This window comes from Ochrobactrum sp. CGA5 (genome assembly GCF_006345815.1).
Classification (GTDB): Bacteria; Pseudomonadota; Alphaproteobacteria; order Rhizobiales; family Rhizobiaceae; genus Brucella.
Genome location: NZ_VCIG01000038.1, coordinates 724,587 through 741,107, shown reverse-complemented (window position 1 = coordinate 741,107; position 16,521 = coordinate 724,587). Strand labels below are relative to the sequence as shown.

Sequence of the window (16,521 nt, the reverse complement as noted above, 5' to 3'; positions counted from 1 at the left end):
TGAAGCCTCTTTTTCAATGCGTCGCGCCCGTATAGCACTCACGACGAATAAGGCAAAGTGTAAGAGGCTTATTCTTTGGCCTATAGAACGGTTTGGGTGGTCAAAATTTCGGGAGAGATTTGCGAAAGGCGCGAAATGGTTCTTGAATGGCGACGATTATGCGGCGCGGTGTGCTGCGTGGTCATTCTCGCGGGTATTTTCCCAGGATGATTGCCGCTCGCGATAGTCTTGCTGTTCCCTGACTAGAATTGTGTCCGCATCCAGTGTGGATATGGCGGTTGACTTGTTGGTGGGCACAAGGCCGTTCACTTGCAGAGAAAGATAACGTCCACAACAGACCCGCAGGAACGACGCAAAGTTATCGAGATCGTGCCCCTCGTTCCGTGATTCATCGTAAAGTTTGCCAATCAGGCGGCTGACTGTCAGATCGTCGCGCGCCGCAATATCTTCGAGAGCCCACCAGAAAAAATTCTCAAGCCGAACGCTTGTTACAACGCCGTCGATACGCAGCGAACGCGTCACGCTCAGCCAGAGTTCGGGATCGGCACCGATGAACAGTCTGCACATGATTCCCTCCGGGTCGTTCTCCTATGCCTACTGTCGCGTAGTTTCGCCCCACCTGCAACCTTGTTGGGCAACAGGCAGGGCGTTGCGATCAACTATGGGTGATCCTCGTGCCAAGCACTGTGAGAAACTGTGACAGCCATGCGGGATGAGCGGGCCATGCAGGCGACGTGACGAGATTACCATCTGTGACGGCCTGATCGACCGGAATGTCGGCGTAGGTGCCACCGGCAAGCTCGACTTCCGGGCGGCATGCCGGATAGGCAGAACAGGTGCGACCTTCCAGAACGCGCGCTGCGGCCAGCAATTGCGCGCCATGGCACACTGCGGCGACAGGCTTGTTTGCCTCAAAGAAATGCTTCACCACAGCGATAACTTTATCATCGAGACGCAGATATTCTGGCGCCCGACCACCAGGAATGACAAGAGCGTCATAATTCTCAGGTTTAACATCGGCGAAGGTCGCGTTCAGGGTGAAGTTGTGTCCCGGCTTTTCGGTATAGGTCTGGTGGCCTTCGAAGTCGTGAATGGCTGTTGCAATGTGATCGCCAGCCTTTTTGCCGGGGCAGACCGCATGAACCGTATGGCCAACGGTCAACAGCGTCTGGAACGGGACCATGGTTTCATAGTCCTCACCAAAGTCGCCGCAAAGCATGAGTATATTCTTACCAGACATTGTTTCCTCCCTTGATCAAGTATCCAGTGGCGACAGTCTGGCACGAATGGGCACCAAATAGGTGTTATCGGGCTACTACACAGGCTTTTCCCTAAAACCCGTAAGGGGAATCTTTGCGATTCTTTGTCAATTATGTAAGGGAAAAGCCACGATACGATAGCTAATGCGGAAGAGATCATGGCAGGAACAGACAAACAGCGCCCCTTTATCGCGGAAGGACCGGCAATCGTGCTGGTGGAGCCGCAATTGCCGGAAAATATCGGCATGGTGGCGCGCGCCATGGCGAATTTCGGTCTTGCTGAATTGCGTCTGGTCAATCCGCGCGAGGAGTTCCCGAGCGAAAAGGCGAGGGCGGCGGCCAGTAAAGCCGATCATGTAATCGACAATGCGGTGGTTTATGACGACCTGCCATCAGCTATAGCTGACCTCAATTTCGTTTATGCGACGACAGCACGCGAACGTGATGGTTTCAAGCAGGTGCGCAGCGCCGTCGAAGCGGGCGGCGAACTACGCCGCCGTTTTAGAACTGGAGAGAAGACCGGCATCCTGTTTGGACGCGAACGCTTCGGCCTCAGCAATGAGGAAGTCGGGCTGGCTGACGAGCTGGTGACATTTCCGGTCAACCCTGCTTTCGCATCGCTCAATATCGCCCAAGCTGTTTTGCTGATGTCCTATGAATGGATGAAGTCGGGCCTTGAGACGGAAACAGAGACGGTGTTTCGGGGGCCGGAGCTTGAGATGGCGCCGAAGCAGGAGTTGCAAGGGCTCTTTAATCATATCGAGGAAGCTCTTGATGTTCGGGGATATTTCCGCCCGGAAGCCCGCAAGGAAATCATGGTCAACAATCTGCGTGCTGTGCTGACGCGTGCCGGTTTCGCTTCCGCAGAACTGAAGCTTCTACGCGGGGTTATTACGTCTCTAGATGTGTTCACACCGAAGAAGCCTCGTGGCTCAGGTGCCCCGGAAGGGCGCGCGCGCAAGCCCGCGAAACAGGTTCCAGCAATAGAGGACAAGGATGAATGAAGAGCGAGTCCGCTGTGAGCATTTCCGCCATGCCTAGTGCCTATACTGAAAGACCCATTCTTGTTTTCGACAGCGGCATTGGGGGCCTGACGGTGTTGCGCGAGGCGCGCGTGCTTATGCCGGATCGCCGTTTCGTCTACGTTGCCGATGATGCTGGATTTCCTTATGGCGGATGGAAAGAAGATGCGTTGAGGGAGCGGATTGTCGAACTGTTCGGCAAGCTTATTGCGGCCCATAATCCCGAAATCGCGGTCATTGCCTGCAATACGGCTTCCACGCTGGTGATGGATGATTTGCGGCGAGCCTATCCTTCGGTGCCGTTTGTCGGCACGGTGCCTGCGATCAAGCCCGCAGCGGAAAGAACATCGTCGAGGCTCGTTTCCGTGCTGGCGACCCCCGGTACAGTCAGGCGTGCTTATACACGCGATCTTATTCAATCTTTCGCGTCCCAGTGCCATGTTCGTCTCGTTGGGGCCGATCAGCTTGCAGCGGTGGCAGAAGCGCATATTCGTGGCGAAAAGATCGATGAGGCGCTGGTGGTCGAGCAGATTGCGCCGTGTTTCATCGAACAGGATGGCAGCCGAACCGATATTGTTGTTCTGGCCTGCACGCATTATCCATTTCTTGCCAATGTGTTTCGCCGTCTGGCGCCATGGCCGGTTGACTGGCTCGATCCTGCGGAAGCGATCGCCCGGCGCACGGTGTCTCTGCTGAAGCCGCGCCGCGCTGATGAAGAGTTACATCATCACAATGATCTGGCGGTCGTGACATCACAGAATCCGGACTATGCCATCCGCAGGCTCATGCAGGGCTTCGGTCTACATTTTGCTTGAGTGATAGTTCTCAGGGCCTTGAATTTTCCGAGCGTCTAGCGATCATGGCTTTGATCGTTATACGGGGGAAGATCAATGATCGGTACCATACCACAGATTGCCCTGCCTTCGAGCCTGACGGTTCCGGCGCTTGGACAGGGCACCTGGTATATGGGTGAAGACAGTGCACAACGCCGCTATGAAATCGAAGCATTGAGAAGCGGTATAGATCTCGGAATGACGCTGATCGATACGGCGGAAATGTACGCTGACGGTGAGGCGGAAAATGTTGTCGGCGAAGCCATCGTCGGCCGTCGCGATGACGTGTTGATTGTCAGCAAGGTATTGCCGTTCAATGCTTCTCGGAAAGGCACAATCGAGGCCTGCGAGAGAAGTCTGGAGCGCCTTCGCACTGACCGCATCGATCTTTATTTGCTGCACTGGCGTGGGCGGTATCCCCTTGAAGAGACTGTTGCGGCATTTGAAGAGCTGCGTCAGGCTGGAAAAATTGGCTGCTGGGGTGTCAGCAATTTCGACACGGATGACATGAAAGAACTCGTTAACGTGGTGGGCGGCAAGGCTGTTGCGACGAACCAGATACTATATAATCTGACGCGGCGTGGCCCAGAATTCGATCTGATTCCATGGTCCGACGAGCGCAGAATTCCGCTTATGGCATATTCGCCAATTGAACAGGGCCGCTTGCTGAACAACCCCATTCTGGCACAGATTGCGGATGAGGTGGGAGGAACGCCAGCCTCGGTGGCGCTTGCCTGGACGATGCGAGGCGGCAATATCATCGCCATCCCAAAATCCTCCAATCTGCACCATGTGCGTGATAATAGAAAAGCCGCAGATTTGCGGCTTTCCGAGGATCAGTTGGAACGTCTGAACCGGTCTTTCGCGCCGCCGTCCCGAAAGACGGCGTTGGAAATGCTATAACCATTCATTTTCACACACATCACCCTAAGACAGCACCAATTTGGGTTAGCCCGCTTCCTTGTGACGACTATCCTTCTTTGCCTGAGCAACGCTGGCGGCCTTCCTGAGCCGTCCACGCTCTGCTGGCCGAATAAGGCTGTCATAGTTTTCGTTCGGGATGTTGCGCATCCCGTTCCGCGCATGACGTGTGTTGAAATCCTTCCCCTTCTTTTCGTTGGCTTCTTTGGTCGCAAGCGCTTTTTGTGCATTGGCGATCAGTTCGGCGCTGGCCGACATGCGGCGTCTGCGTTCAACTTCGGTGTTGATGCGACGCACCGCCATAGCCAGAACGGAAACTTTCAGATGAGAACCTTCGTCCGCCTTTGATGGAGAGGCGCCGCGAGCAGCTCCCTTTCCACGCATCTCGCGCCTGCGCTGGCTTGCTTGATCTTTCGCCTTCTTGCGGCGCTCGCGGATAAGTTTTGCCAGATGCGTCAGTTCTTCATCGGATACGTTTTGCAAAAAGGGATGGTGCGATTTCTCCACCAGCTCTCTTTCGTCGGCATTGAGAGCACGGGCTTCCTGTTTCTTGGTGACGGCCATGGGACATCCTTTCTGCTAACGATGAGATTTTTCTCGTGGAGATATAGGCCCAAACGTCAATCGGGAAAGATGGCTTTCTTATTCAGTCTTACCTTTTGAGGTTGCTTCGCTTTTCTTTTCAAGATGCTTCAAGATCGCTTTCAGTTTGTCGAGGGGCAGATGTTCCGCTCCAATCGTCTCGCTCTTGGTTGTCGAGACGATACTCAGAATTTCATCGAGTTTTGCCTGTGTAGCGCTCGCTTCGCGATTCTGTGCGTTCTGAATCAGAAACACCATAAGGAAGGTAATGATCGTAGTTGATGTATTTACCACCAGTTGCCACGTGTCTGAGAAACTGAATAAAGGTCCGGTGATACCCCATATGATTATGGACAAGGTAGCTACCACGAATGCCAGATAATGACCGGCGAGTTCGGCAGCCTTTTCGCTGAGCTTTGTAAAAAACTGTGACATAGCAACCTCCAAACGACAGCAGAGAAACGTGCGATTGAGGGGCGGAGTTCCGTATTCGCATAGATATGCGGAACTTTCAGGCGCTGGTCGACGTTTGATCTGCATCGAAAACCCGGAGGTTAAACGATGGAAATTGTCGAAACCCGCATCAGTTCGGTTGGTGGATTCAAGATATATATGGTGGAGTTCATCACCGAGGGTGAGGAAAAAATCACCGTCAAGGTTGAGAATGAGACGGAAGCGGAGCTTGCGCGCGATGAAGTGTTACGCCGCGCTGCGATCAAACTCGGCGAGGCGCTAGGCCTCGCTTGTATTGAATGCGGCATTGAACCTGAAAGCCTGTTTACCCGTCCAAGCGCCCGCCGTGCGGGTGATCGGGCAGAGCTTGAACGCCAGCTTGATGAAGGATTGGAGGATACGTTTCCCGCCAGTGATCCGGTATCAGTTACAGGTTCGACGATAGCCGGTTTTGCGGGGCCAAAAAAATGAACGGTGCTTCTAGGGCGGTTCTCTTTAAAATGGGGCTAGCTGCGACCGCTTCGAGTATTTGTTTCGTCGAGTTGTCCAACGCAAAACCACTTCGCACTTTTGCTGGAAATGCTCCGAGCAGGAATCCGGGCTATTCACCCCGCTTCTGACGTTGTTCATAAGATGAATCCTGTAAAGGACATATCCGTCTGATAATATTATAGATTGCGGCGCTTGCCTTCCATCAGGTCGAGCACGGCACGGGCGCAGTCGAGCACATTCGAACCCGGCCCGAAGACGGCCGCCACTCCACGGTCAAACAAATACTGATAGTCCTGACGGGGAACAACACCGCCGCAGACCACGATGATGTTCTCTGCACCCTTTTTGCGCAGTGTTTCCACAAGTTGAGGCAGAAGGGTCTTATGACCGGCAGCGAGCGAAGAGACGCCGAGAACGTGCACCTTGGATTTTATCGCCATATCAGCAGCTTCGTCCGGGGTCTGGAACAGTGGTCCTGCAAGCACTTCAAAACCAATATCGCCAAAGGCGGAAGCGATGATTTTGGCGCCGCGATCATGGCCATCCTGGCCGAGCTTCGCCACCATCACTTTCGGCTTTTCACCGATGTGCTTCGAGAAATCACCGAGGCGGTCAATCAGCGTCTGATATTCCGGCTCGTCCTTGTAGGCTGCACCGTAAACCTTTTTAACGACCTTCGGAACCGCGGCGTGATCACCGAAGACGTGGCGCATGGCATCGGAAATTTCGCCGACGCTGGCGCGGGCACGGGAGGCATCGACAGCGGCTGCGAGGAGATTGCCTTCACCAGTCCTGGCGACTTTCTCCAGTTCCGCCAGCGCCGCTTCGACTTTGGCCTGGTTGCGTGTTTCCTTGATGCGATTGAGGCGTGCGATCTGGGATTGGCGAACTGCGGTGTTGTCGATCTCCAGAATGTCGATTTCGTCTTCCTGTTCGAGGCGGAACTTGTTGACCCCGACAATGACTTCTTCACCCTTGTCAACCGCCGCCTGTCGTTTGGTGGCAGCTTCTTCTATGAGACGTTTCGGAAGGCCGCTTTCGACCGCCTTGGTCATGCCGCCGAGTTTCTCGACCTCCTCGATCAACGCCCAGGCCTTTTCGGCCAGCTCGTTGGTGAGGCTTTCGATGTAATAGGAGCCGGCAAGCGGATCGACCACTTTGGTTACGCCGGTTTCGTTCTGGAGTATAAGCTGCGTATTGCGAGCAATACGAGCAGAAAATTCCGTTGGCAAAGCAATGGCTTCGTCGAAGGAGTTGGTATGTAGCGACTGGGTGCCGCCCAGGGCTGCCGACATGGCCTCGAATGCTGTGCGGACGATATTGTTATAAGGGTCTTGTTCTTGAAGCGAAACGCCTGAAGTCTGGCAATGCGTACGCAACATCAGGGAGCCGGGCTTCTTCGGGTCAAACTCCTTCATGATGCGCGACCAGAGCAACCGCGCAGCGCGCAGCTTGGCGATCTCCATGAAGAAGTTCATGCCGATGGCGAAGAAGAAAGACAAACGCCCCGCAAATTCATCAACATTCAGCCCTTTGTTCAGAGCGGCACGCACGTATTCGCGCCCGTCGGCAAGCGTGAACGCCAGTTCCTGAACCAGCGTCGCTCCAGCCTCCTGCATGTGATAGCCGGAGATAGAAATGGAGTTGAATTTCGGCATTTCGGTTGCCGTATAGGCGATAATGTCCGCAATAATCCGCATGGATGGCTCCGGCGGATAGATATAGGTATTGCGGACCATGAACTCCTTGAGGATATCGTTCTGGATCGTGCCGGAAAGCTGCGCGCGGGGCACGCCTTGTTCCTCACCGGCTACAATGAAATTGGCAAGGATCGGGATCACGGCGCCATTCATCGTCATGGAGACGGAAATTTTTTCGAGTGGGATGCCGTCGAAAAGGATCTTCATATCCTCGACGGAGTCAATCGCCACGCCAGCCTTGCCGACATCGCCTTCAACACGTGGATGGTCGCTATCATAGCCGCGATGTGTGGCAAGATCGAATGCAACCGAAACGCCCTGTTGACCGGCGGCTAGAGCCTTGCGGTAGAAAGCATTCGATTCTTCAGCCGTCGAGAAGCCTGCATATTGCCGGATCGTCCATGGACGACCCGCATACATGGTCGCACGAGGGCCTCGCACGAAAGGCTCGAAGCCGGGCAGGGTGCCCAGATGATCGATGCCCTGCAAGTCGTCTTCCGTGTAAAGCGGCTTGACGTCGATGCCTTCCGGCGTATGCCATATGAGGGTGTCGGCTGGCCGTTTCAGTTCTTTTTCAGCCAAGGTTTCCCAGTCGGCTTGGGTGGTGGGGCGCTCGCTCATATCAACCTCACTCAAATTCCATAATCAGTTCATCCACCGCGAGACTTGCGCCTGCTTCCGCTGTGATACGCTTTACGGTAGCACGGCGTTCAGCGCGTAGCACGTTTTCCATCTTCATGGCTTCTACCGTCGCCAGCGGCTGACCGGCCTCGACCGTTTCACCGTCCTTGACAAGGATTGAAGTGATGACACCCGGCATCGGGCAAAGAAGCATCTTCGACGTATCTGGAGGCAGCTTTACCGGCATGAGTTGTGCAAGTTCAGCGATACGTGGCTTGCGCACATGGACTAGCACATCCATGCCACGCCAGCGCAAACGCCAACCAGTGCCTGAGCGAGAAACCTTAATGGCAATGGGCTTGCCGCCCACAGTGAACGAGCCGAGATGACTACCCGGATGCCAGTCGCTCGCAACCGGCAGGTTGCCGCCATCAAGAAAATTGATCGTTGTTCCGCCTTCGCCTTCTGCAATTCGTACCGGCAAAGTAAAGCCGTCGAGCGTCGCCACCCAGTCGGTTGCCACAGACTGTTGCTCGCTGGAAATCCGTCCGGTAATCTGCATGTTACGCTGTTCGGTCGCCAGATTGATCTGGGCTGCAACCGCGGCAAGCACCCGCGCATCATCTTCGGAAACCGATACTCCGGCAAAGCCGTCCGGATACTCCTCGGCGATGAATGCGGTGGTGAGCGCTCCTTCGCGGAAACGCGAATGATCCATCACCGCTGACAGGAACGGCAGATTGTGACCGATGCCTTCAACCTCGAATGCGTCCAGAGCGTCTCCCATAGCGTCGATGGCACTGGTGCGGTTAGGCCCCCAGGTGCAGAGCTTTGCAATCATCGGATCATAATACATTGAGATTTCGCCGCCTTCGAACACGCCAGTGTCGTTACGCACGATGGTACCATCCGAATTACGGCCTTCGACCGGTGGACGATAGCGGGTCAACCTACCGATAGAGGGCAGGAAGTTACGATATGGGTCTTCAGCATAGAGGCGGCTTTCCATAGCCCAGCCGTTCAGCTTCACATCGCGCTGGCCGAAACGCAGCTTTTCACCGGATGCAACGCGGATCATTTCTTCCACAAGATCGATGCCAGTGATGAGTTCTGTCACCGGATGCTCAACCTGCAAACGCGTGTTCATTTCAAGGAAGTAGAAGTTGCGGCCGCCATCGACGATGAATTCCACAGTGCCGGCGGAGTAATAGCCAACGGCCTTGGCCAGTGCCACAGCCTGTTCGCCCATGGCTTTGCGGGTGGCTTCATCAAGGAATGGCGAAGGTGCTTCTTCGATAACTTTCTGGTTACGGCGCTGGATCGAGCATTCGCGTTCACCGAGATAGATGACGTTACCGTGCTGGTCGCCGAGAACCTGAATTTCGATATGGCGCGGCTGGGTGACGAACTTTTCGATAAAGATGCGGTCGTCGCCGAAAGAGGACTTCGCCTCATTGCGTGAAAGCTGGAAGCCTTCGCGGGCTTCGTCGTCGTTCCATGCGATACGCATGCCTTTGCCGCCGCCACCGGCAGAAGCCTTGATCATCACAGGATAGCCGATGCTGCCAGCGATTTTGACGGCCTCGTCTGCGTCCTCGATCAAGCCCATGTGACCAGGTACGGTCGAAACACCGGCGTCGGCCGCGAGTTTTTTCGAGGTAATCTTATCGCCCATGGCTTCAATCGCGTTCACCGGCGGACCGATGAAGGTAACATTGGCGGCCTTCAGTGCTTCGGCGAAACGTGGATTTTCTGACAGAAAGCCATAACCGGGATGGACGGCATCAGCGCCGGTTTCCTTGATGGCTGCGAGGATTTTGTCGATGACGATATAGGATTGGTTGGATGGCGCTGGTCCGATGTGGATTGCTTCGTCGGCCATTTTGACATGCAGGGCGTTGCGGTCGGCGTCGGAATACACCGCTACTGTTGCGATGCCCATTTTCTTCGCCGTTTTGATAACTCGGCATGCGATTTCGCCGCGATTGGCAATGAGGATTTTTTTGATCATGTGCGTTTACTCAAATGAACCGGATCATTGCCGCGGCATGATCCCGAAAAGTGGGAACCGGCTTTCGGATTGGATCATGCGAAGCTAAAGAGGAATGGTGTCGTGCTTCTTCCACGGCGTGCCTTGCTGCTTGTTGCGAAGGCTGGCAAAAGCGCGGGCAATGCGACGGCGCGAGGAATGCGGCATGATGACTTCGTCGATGAACCCACGTTCAGCGGCTACGAATGGATTTGCGAAACGCTCCTCATATTCCTTGGTACGCGCGGCGATTTTTTCGACATCACCCAGTTCGGAGCGATAGAGAATTTCTGTTGCGCCTTTGGCGCCCATGACCGCGATTTCCGCTGTCGGCCATGCATAATTAACATCAGCACCGATATGCTTCGAGGCCATCACGTCATAAGCACCACCGTAGGCCTTGCGCGTGATGAGCGTAACCATGGGAACTGTTGCCTGGGCGTAAGCGAAGAGCAGTTTTGCGCCGTGCTTGATGACACCGCCATATTCCTGCGCCGTGCCCGGCAAAAAGCCCGGGACATCTACGAGAGTGAGTATCGGGATATTGAAGGCATCGCAGAAGCGAACGAAACGGGCCGCCTTGCGCGACGAATCTATATCGAGACAGCCTGCAAGTACCATGGGCTGGTTTGCAACCACACCAATGGTTTGTCCGTCCATGCGGATAAAGCCGGTAATGATGTTCTTGGCAAATGATTCCTGAATCTCGAAGAAGTCGCTTTCGTCAGCCAGCGCGTGGATAAGCTCCTTCATGTCGTAGGGCTTGGTGGCGCTATCTGGAATCAATGTGTCGAGCCGTATTTCCAGTCTTGCCGGATCGTCGAATACCGGACGTACAGGTGGCTTTTCGCGATTGTTGAGTGGCAGGAAGTCGAACAGAATGCGGACCTGTTCCAGCGCCTCAATATCGTTCTCATAAGCGCCATCGGCAACCGATGACTTCCTTGTGTGCGTCGAGGCACCGCCCAGTTCTTCAGCAGTGACAATTTCGTTGGTGACGGTTTTCACCACGTCCGGACCCGTCACAAACATATAGGAGCTGTCACGAACCATAAAGATAAAGTCGGTCATGGCAGGTGAATAGACAGCGCCACCAGCACAGGGGCCCATGATGACTGAGATCTGGGGGACCACGCCGGAGGCGTCCACATTGCGCTTGAACACGTCGGCATAACCTGCGAGCGACGCGACGCCTTCCTGAATGCGAGCGCCACCGGAATCGTTGAGCCCGATGACCGGAGCACCGTTCTTCATGGCCATATCCATGATCTTGCAGATTTTTTGCGCATGGGTTTCAGACAGTGAACCGCCCAAAACGGTAAAATCCTGACTGAACACATAGACCTGCCGACCGTTGATGGTGCCCCAGCCTGTCACTACGCCGTCGCCGGCGACTTTCTGCTTTTCCATGCCGAAGTCTGTGCAGCGATGAGTGACATACATGTCGAACTCCTCGAAAGAGCCCTCGTCGAGAAGCACTTCGATCCTTTCGCGTGCTGTAAGCTTGCCCTTGGCATGCTGGGCATCGATGCGGCGCTGGCCACCACCAAGGCGGGCTTCCTCACGACGGGCTTCGAGCTGTTCGAGAAGTTCCTGCATAAAGTCCCCACTTTCGGGCGGCCTTTCTTTGAGAGGCCAGTTATCAAGCTGAAAAGATGGTTTTTTCTTACTCTTGCTTAAAATCCGAAGGCGCTTCGGAAAAGCTTGAAAAGGTACAATTGTGTAAGATATAAATTTGCAAAAAGTGAAATGCGAATTTGCAAATATGGCACCGAGAAAACTATATATTGGCAGAAAGATACGCGGAATACGCGAGCAACATAAGGCAACCCAGTCGGGCTTTGCCGACCGGCTCGGTATTTCGACGAGTTATCTCAACCAGATCGAGAATAACCAGCGGCCTGTTTCCGCTGCGGTCTTGCTGGCACTGGCTGAAAATTATCAGATCGATATAGGTGCAATCTCATTGGGCGATGATGATCGATTGCTTTCGGCGGTTTCTGAAGCGCTGGCCGATCCTGTTTTCGACAACTACAAGCCGAATTTGCAGGAACTGAAGCTAATTACGCAAAATGCGCCAGGGCTGGCTCATGCACTTATTGCCTGCCATCAGGCTTATCGCCGCAACAGCGAACAGCTCGCAAGTCTGGATAACCAACTGGGGCGCGCTCCATCCGCAGCCGAACCTGCACCTTATGAGGAAGTCCGCGACTTTTTCCATTTTATCGACAATTACGTCCATGAGATTGATATTGCGGCAGAAAAGCTTGCGACGGAACTAAATATTCCAGGTCGGGACGTTGGTGTGGCCTTGCCCCAATATATGGAGGAGCATCACCGGGTGCATATTGCGCGAGCTGGTCCGGAAGAAGCGGTTCTGCGCCGTTTCGACCCAGCTGCACGGGTGCTTTATCTCAATCCTTATTCCCCCACTTCGACTCGCAATTTTCAGATCGCATTCCAGATCGCCGAACTGGAGATGGAAGAACTGGTAAGCACGATTGCAAGACGAGCGGATTTTCGCTCCGCCGAGGCTGTTGAAATTTGTAAGATCGGCTTGCGCAACTATTTTGCCGGGGCGCTGATGTTGCCCTATCAGACATTTCTGTCAGCAGCGAAAGAATTGCGCCATGATCTGGAACTGTTGGCATCGCGTTTTGGGGCAAGTCTGGAACAGGTTGCGCATCGGCTTAGCACTTTGCAACGTTCCGGCCATCGGGGTGTTCCTGTATTCTTTGCGCGTATAGACCGCGCCGGAAACATTACGAAACGGCACAGCGCCGCCAAGCTGCAATTTGCCCGCTATGGAGCTGCATGTCCGTTGTGGAATGTGCATCAGGCATTCGAGACACCGGGGCGGATCATTCGCCAACTGGCTGAAACCCCGGATGGTGCGCGCTATCTTTGCATTGCAACGGAACTGACCAAGAGTGAAGGGGGCTTCAACGCACCGCAGCGACGTTACGCCATCGCCCTTGGTTGCGAAGTGGCCTATGCAAAGGACTTTGTCTATGCGGACGGGCTTGATATTGCTGCCCGTTCCGCCTTTGATCCAATCGGTGTCTCTTGCCGCATTTGCGAGCGCGCCGAATGCGTGCAGCGCGCCGTTCCGCCGCTAAAAAGTAGACTGGCGGTCGATCACGACCGCCGCGGGATTCTACCTTATCGGTTGCTCTGAATATCAGAATCCAGCGTGCTCTTTGAGGAATTCGGCTTCTTCTTGGGTCGTATCACGTCCCAGAACCTTGTTGCGATGCGGAAAGCGCCCAAAGCGCTCAATGATATCGTGATGCTGACGGGCAAAGCCGAGCGAGAACTCGTCGCCAAGTTTTTCATAAAGGTCAACGCAGCGTTTCTGGTCGCTCAGATGTTCGCTATGCATGAACGGTAGATAGAAGAACTGGCGCTGCTCAGGCGACAGCTTCCGATCGAAATCATGATCAAGCGCCTGCGCCGCAACATCGCGGGCCAACCCATCGCTCTCGAAAGAACGTGGCGAGCCGCGGAACATGTTGCGAGGAAACTGATCAAACAGAATGGTAAGCGCTAGTGCGCTTTCTGGCTGCTGTTTCCAGTGTTCCAGTTTGTCGGCGCGAGCATCTTCGTAAGCCGTCAGAAATTTCCCACGAATTTCCGCGTCGATCTCGTCGCTTTTGCTGAACCAGTTTTCCTGCATCTTGGGCGAAAACCAGAAATCGAGAACGTCCTTGGGTTCGATAGCCATGGCAGGCCTCCTCTGGTTTATTGAGCTGACTGGTTTGTGCCTTCCGGCTGCGGGCAGGGCGGCTCGCCCTTGAAATTGCGTGACATACAGGCGAATCGATCAAAGCTCTTGCCTGTGTTTATAGCGGCCTTGCCGGCTCCCCCGCATCCGGCAAGAACGGCGAAAGAAATCAGAATGGCGAAGTTTTTCATGGGGGTCCTTTCTGAGGGCCATGCTGTCAGCTTCTATAATAGGGATCGTGATCTTCAGTCGCAACAGCGACGCTGGTCAATTAGCCTCTACCGCGATAGTTGGGTACACCTTGTTCAGGTATCCAGACATTTTGCGGTGCTGCTCCGGTTTGGAAAAAAACATCAATTGGAATGCCGCCTCGGGGATACCAGTAGCCGCCAATTCTGAGCCATTCCGGCTCCAGCAGTTCGACGAGGCGCTTGCCGATAGTCACGGTGCAATCTTCGTGGAATGCACCATGATTGCGAAAGGAAAACAGGAAGAGTTTCAGAGATTTGCTTTCCACAAGCCATTGCCCGGGCACATAGTCGATCACCAGATGGGCGAAATCAGGCTGGCCTGTCATAGGGCAGAGCGAAGTGAATTCAGGCGCCGTGAAGCGAATGCAGTAAGGCGTTCCAGCTTGCGGATTTGCCACTCGTTCAAGGACAGCATCTTCCGGAGCTTGCGGTATCGAAATGTTTGAACCGAGCTGCTTGAGGTCGGAGTATATTGTCTTTTCAGACATTAGCGTGCCTTTGTTTCAAGCCACGTCGCAGTCTTGTCGCGCATGATTGCGCTTGTCCTTGTTTTAACCGGGTAGGCTGCGACCGGTGGCAAATTGCCAATGATGGGGGAGCTAGCAGACCACAACAATCTCGTAAAGAGCGCAAACAAAAGCCCGCGCGTTGAGCGCGGGCTTAAGCATCGAACTGTTCTTGCTGTTCAACGGCGTTCGGAAATGGCGCATCCGATTGCAATGCCGATGATAATGCCGATGATTCCGGCTGTCCCGAAGAGTGTCGTAGCTGTGCCCGGATTTTCGCGAACCGTCTCGGCAACGACCTGTCCGCGTTCGCGCACGGCTTGCGCGGCATGACGGAAACGGCCGGACGCATCATCCATGGCTTCCTCCGCGCGTTCTCTCAGCTCGCCAGAATGCGACGCCAGTGACCTTGAAAGGCGCTTCAGTTCATTGCGCATATCGGCGATCTGCCTTTCGAGAGCCTGCTGGATATCATTCGTGATCTTTTCGTCGGCCATGTGAAGTCTCCGTTGAATTGATGACGATAAAACGAGTGAGAACGCTTTCGGTTCCATGCTGCGACAATGCGGTTAACAAACATGGTAAACCGCTCGTAAACCATTTTAGTTTAATATTTTCGAATACAAGGATGATCTGGGGCGGGACCAGAATGTATATCGAAAAAGATGCGCTTATTGGTCGTTGCGAGCCGGTAGCTGAGCGTGCTGTCCGTGCGGCTCGATTGGCCAGGCAATGTGTTGATCAGCTGCAGCCAGATCATATTCGCGGGCGGGCTGAAGCGGCGTTGACACTCTTGCTTGATGATCCTTCACCGAAAGTGCGCATGGCAATGGCAGACGTGCTTTCAACCAGTGTGCATTCACCCCTGCATATTATAGCGGCGCTTGCTGCCGACCAGCCGGAGATTGCGGGATATATTCTTGCACGCTCGACGCTCCTCAGTGACGCAGATCTGATTGATCGTGTGGCTTATGGTGCGCCTTCAATGCAGGTTCTGGTTGCTGCTCGCCCGCATGTTTCATTCGCGGTTGCGGCGGCGATAGCCGAAGTTGGAAGCAGCGAAGCAGTTGCTGAAATTCTGGCCAATAGCTGCGCCCGTATTGCTCCCGTTTCCTTCCGGCGTATAAGCGAACGTTGTGGTCACGACCCTCTCGTGAGGGAGGCTTTGCTGGCTCATCCGCATCTCCCTGCAGAATGCCGTCATCTTCTGACTGTTAAGGTTGGAGAGGTTCTGCAATCTCTCCCGTTGGTGAAATTGCTTCTGGGTGAGCGCCGTGCCCAGAAAGTCGTGGGTGACGCGACAGCTCGCGCGTCCATGCAACTGGCGGAAACTTGTTTGCAGGAAGAACTGCCGGCGCTGGTCGAGCATCTGCGGTTGCGTGGTGAAATCACGACCAGCTTCGTTATCCGTGCCGTTGCCGGAGGTCGGATAGATTTCTTCGCGAGCATACTTGCTGCGCTTTCCGATCTCGACGAAGAGCGGATTTGTGCGATCATTTCCGGGGGGCGGCCGGCCGCTATTACTGCGCTACTTCGCTCGGCCGGACTGAGCGATGCCACGCATGCGCCTTTGATCGTTGCCATTGAGGCATGGCGAGCGGTTGCTGCAGGGCGAAAGCGGATGGGCGCTGTGGAAATATCGGCTTTGATGTGCGAAGCGGTAGGGGGCAGGCAGTTTGCTGCCGCGAATGACGATCTGGCAGCATTGTTGCGTTCGATTCATCTCGAGTTCATGCGTGAATCGGCACGGGATCGGCTGGGAGCCATGCCGGCAGCTTGATCAGCTTTCCTGCCGGAAAGGACGGGCAAGGCTGAGGCCATAACCAACGGCAATACCGACTGTGGCTCCTGCGGCTTTGAAGACAAAGTCAATGAACTCGCCATGACGTCCAGGCGCGAGGCGCTGCATTAGTTCAAAAAGTGCGGCGCAGCCGACGGTCAGCAGCAGAACACCCATCCAGTGGCGTGGGTAGGCGAGGGCAAACAGGGCGCCGACCAGAAAGAAAGCCGCAAACCGCTCCAGATCGACAGGCTCACCTGTTACTGGGCGGAATTTTATTGGACTGATCGTAACTGCAAGGATGGCCAGAAGTATCATCCAGGCGCCAATGCGCAAAAATCGCTTCAT

General features: G+C 54.6%; 17 protein-coding genes. 6 read left to right on the top strand and 11 right to left on the bottom strand.

Annotated features, from left to right (window positions below):
- Positions 1-156: 156 nt before the first annotated feature.
- The gene (locus FJQ48_RS16650) at positions 157-567 is read right to left on the bottom strand and encodes a ribbon-helix-helix domain-containing protein (RefSeq protein WP_139976061.1); all 411 of its coding nucleotides are present in this window, start codon (positions 565-567) and stop codon (positions 157-159) included.
- A gap of 88 nt (positions 568-655) precedes the next feature.
- Complete coding sequence (locus tag FJQ48_RS16645) at positions 656-1,240, bottom strand: DJ-1/PfpI family protein (RefSeq protein ID WP_139976060.1); 585 nt, start codon at positions 1,238-1,240, stop codon at positions 656-658.
- Positions 1,241-1,417: 177 nt separating this feature from the next.
- Here FJQ48_RS16645 and FJQ48_RS16640 point away from each other — a divergent pair, with 177 nt between their 5' ends.
- The 3 genes from FJQ48_RS16640 to FJQ48_RS16630 all read left to right on the top strand — a co-directional run bounded on the left by FJQ48_RS16640 (position 1,418) and on the right by FJQ48_RS16630 (position 4,017).
- Positions 1,418-2,263, top strand: coding sequence for an RNA methyltransferase (locus FJQ48_RS16640; protein WP_139976059.1), 846 nt, complete (start codon positions 1,418-1,420; stop codon positions 2,261-2,263).
- Positions 2,260-3,096, top strand: a complete 837-nt coding sequence (gene murI, locus FJQ48_RS16635; RefSeq protein WP_139976058.1) for a glutamate racemase — start codon at positions 2,260-2,262, stop codon at positions 3,094-3,096. The genes FJQ48_RS16640 and murI overlap by 4 nt, the downstream gene beginning before the upstream one ends.
- 75 nt (positions 3,097-3,171) lie before the next feature.
- Positions 3,172-4,017, top strand: coding sequence for an aldo/keto reductase (locus FJQ48_RS16630; protein ID WP_139976057.1), 846 nt, complete (start codon positions 3,172-3,174; stop codon positions 4,015-4,017).
- A gap of 45 nt (positions 4,018-4,062) precedes the next feature.
- Here the strand turns inward: FJQ48_RS16630 and FJQ48_RS16625 are convergent, their stop codons facing one another.
- A complete protein-coding gene (locus FJQ48_RS16625; protein ID WP_139976056.1) occupies positions 4,063-4,599 on the bottom strand; it encodes a hypothetical protein in 537 nt (178 codons plus the stop codon).
- 78 nt (positions 4,600-4,677) lie between these two features.
- The gene (locus tag FJQ48_RS16620) at positions 4,678-5,052 is read right to left on the bottom strand and encodes a low affinity iron permease family protein (protein WP_139976055.1); all 375 of its coding nucleotides are present in this window, start codon (positions 5,050-5,052) and stop codon (positions 4,678-4,680) included.
- Positions 5,053-5,178: 126 nt separating this feature from the next.
- On the opposite strand from FJQ48_RS16620, the gene FJQ48_RS16615 reads away from it, so the two are divergent.
- Positions 5,179-5,541: a hypothetical protein gene (locus tag FJQ48_RS16615; protein ID WP_139976054.1), complete on the top strand. Its 363-nt coding sequence runs from the start codon at positions 5,179-5,181 to the stop codon at positions 5,539-5,541.
- A 197-nt stretch (positions 5,542-5,738) separates the two neighbouring features.
- Here the strand turns inward: FJQ48_RS16615 and scpA are convergent, their stop codons facing one another.
- The 3 genes from scpA to FJQ48_RS16600 all read right to left on the bottom strand — a co-directional run bounded on the left by scpA (position 5,739) and on the right by FJQ48_RS16600 (position 11,511).
- The gene (gene scpA, locus FJQ48_RS16610; RefSeq protein ID WP_139976053.1) at positions 5,739-7,883 is read right to left on the bottom strand and encodes a methylmalonyl-CoA mutase; all 2,145 of its coding nucleotides are present in this window, start codon (positions 7,881-7,883) and stop codon (positions 5,739-5,741) included.
- Between the two features lie 7 nt (positions 7,884-7,890).
- Positions 7,891-9,894: an acetyl/propionyl/methylcrotonyl-CoA carboxylase subunit alpha gene (locus FJQ48_RS16605; RefSeq protein WP_139976052.1), complete on the bottom strand. Its 2,004-nt coding sequence runs from the start codon at positions 9,892-9,894 to the stop codon at positions 7,891-7,893.
- A gap of 84 nt (positions 9,895-9,978) precedes the next feature.
- Entirely contained in the window at positions 9,979-11,511 is a 1,533-nt protein-coding gene (locus FJQ48_RS16600) for an acyl-CoA carboxylase subunit beta (RefSeq protein WP_139976051.1), read from the bottom strand.
- A gap of 166 nt (positions 11,512-11,677) precedes the next feature.
- Here FJQ48_RS16600 and FJQ48_RS16595 point away from each other — a divergent pair, with 166 nt between their 5' ends.
- Complete coding sequence (locus FJQ48_RS16595) at positions 11,678-13,090, top strand: XRE family transcriptional regulator (RefSeq protein ID WP_139976050.1); 1,413 nt, start codon at positions 11,678-11,680, stop codon at positions 13,088-13,090.
- Between the two features lie 3 nt (positions 13,091-13,093).
- Here FJQ48_RS16595 and FJQ48_RS16590 read toward each other — a convergent pair whose 3' ends face one another.
- The 3 genes from FJQ48_RS16590 to FJQ48_RS16580 all read right to left on the bottom strand — a co-directional run bounded on the left by FJQ48_RS16590 (position 13,094) and on the right by FJQ48_RS16580 (position 14,890).
- A complete protein-coding gene (locus FJQ48_RS16590; RefSeq protein WP_139976049.1) occupies positions 13,094-13,636 on the bottom strand; it encodes a DUF924 family protein in 543 nt (180 codons plus the stop codon).
- A gap of 271 nt (positions 13,637-13,907) precedes the next feature.
- Positions 13,908-14,375, bottom strand: coding sequence for a preQ(1) synthase (queF, locus tag FJQ48_RS16585; protein ID WP_139976048.1), 468 nt, complete (start codon positions 14,373-14,375; stop codon positions 13,908-13,910).
- Between the two features lie 197 nt (positions 14,376-14,572).
- Entirely contained in the window at positions 14,573-14,890 is a 318-nt protein-coding gene (locus FJQ48_RS16580; RefSeq protein ID WP_139976047.1) for a hypothetical protein, read from the bottom strand.
- Between the two features lie 152 nt (positions 14,891-15,042).
- Here FJQ48_RS16580 and FJQ48_RS16575 point away from each other — a divergent pair, with 152 nt between their 5' ends.
- Positions 15,043-16,173: a DUF2336 domain-containing protein gene (locus tag FJQ48_RS16575; RefSeq protein ID WP_139976046.1), complete on the top strand. Its 1,131-nt coding sequence runs from the start codon at positions 15,043-15,045 to the stop codon at positions 16,171-16,173.
- Here FJQ48_RS16575 and FJQ48_RS16570 read toward each other — a convergent pair whose 3' ends face one another.
- The gene (locus FJQ48_RS16570) at positions 16,174-16,521 is read right to left on the bottom strand and encodes a VanZ family protein (RefSeq protein ID WP_139976045.1); all 348 of its coding nucleotides are present in this window, start codon (positions 16,519-16,521) and stop codon (positions 16,174-16,176) included.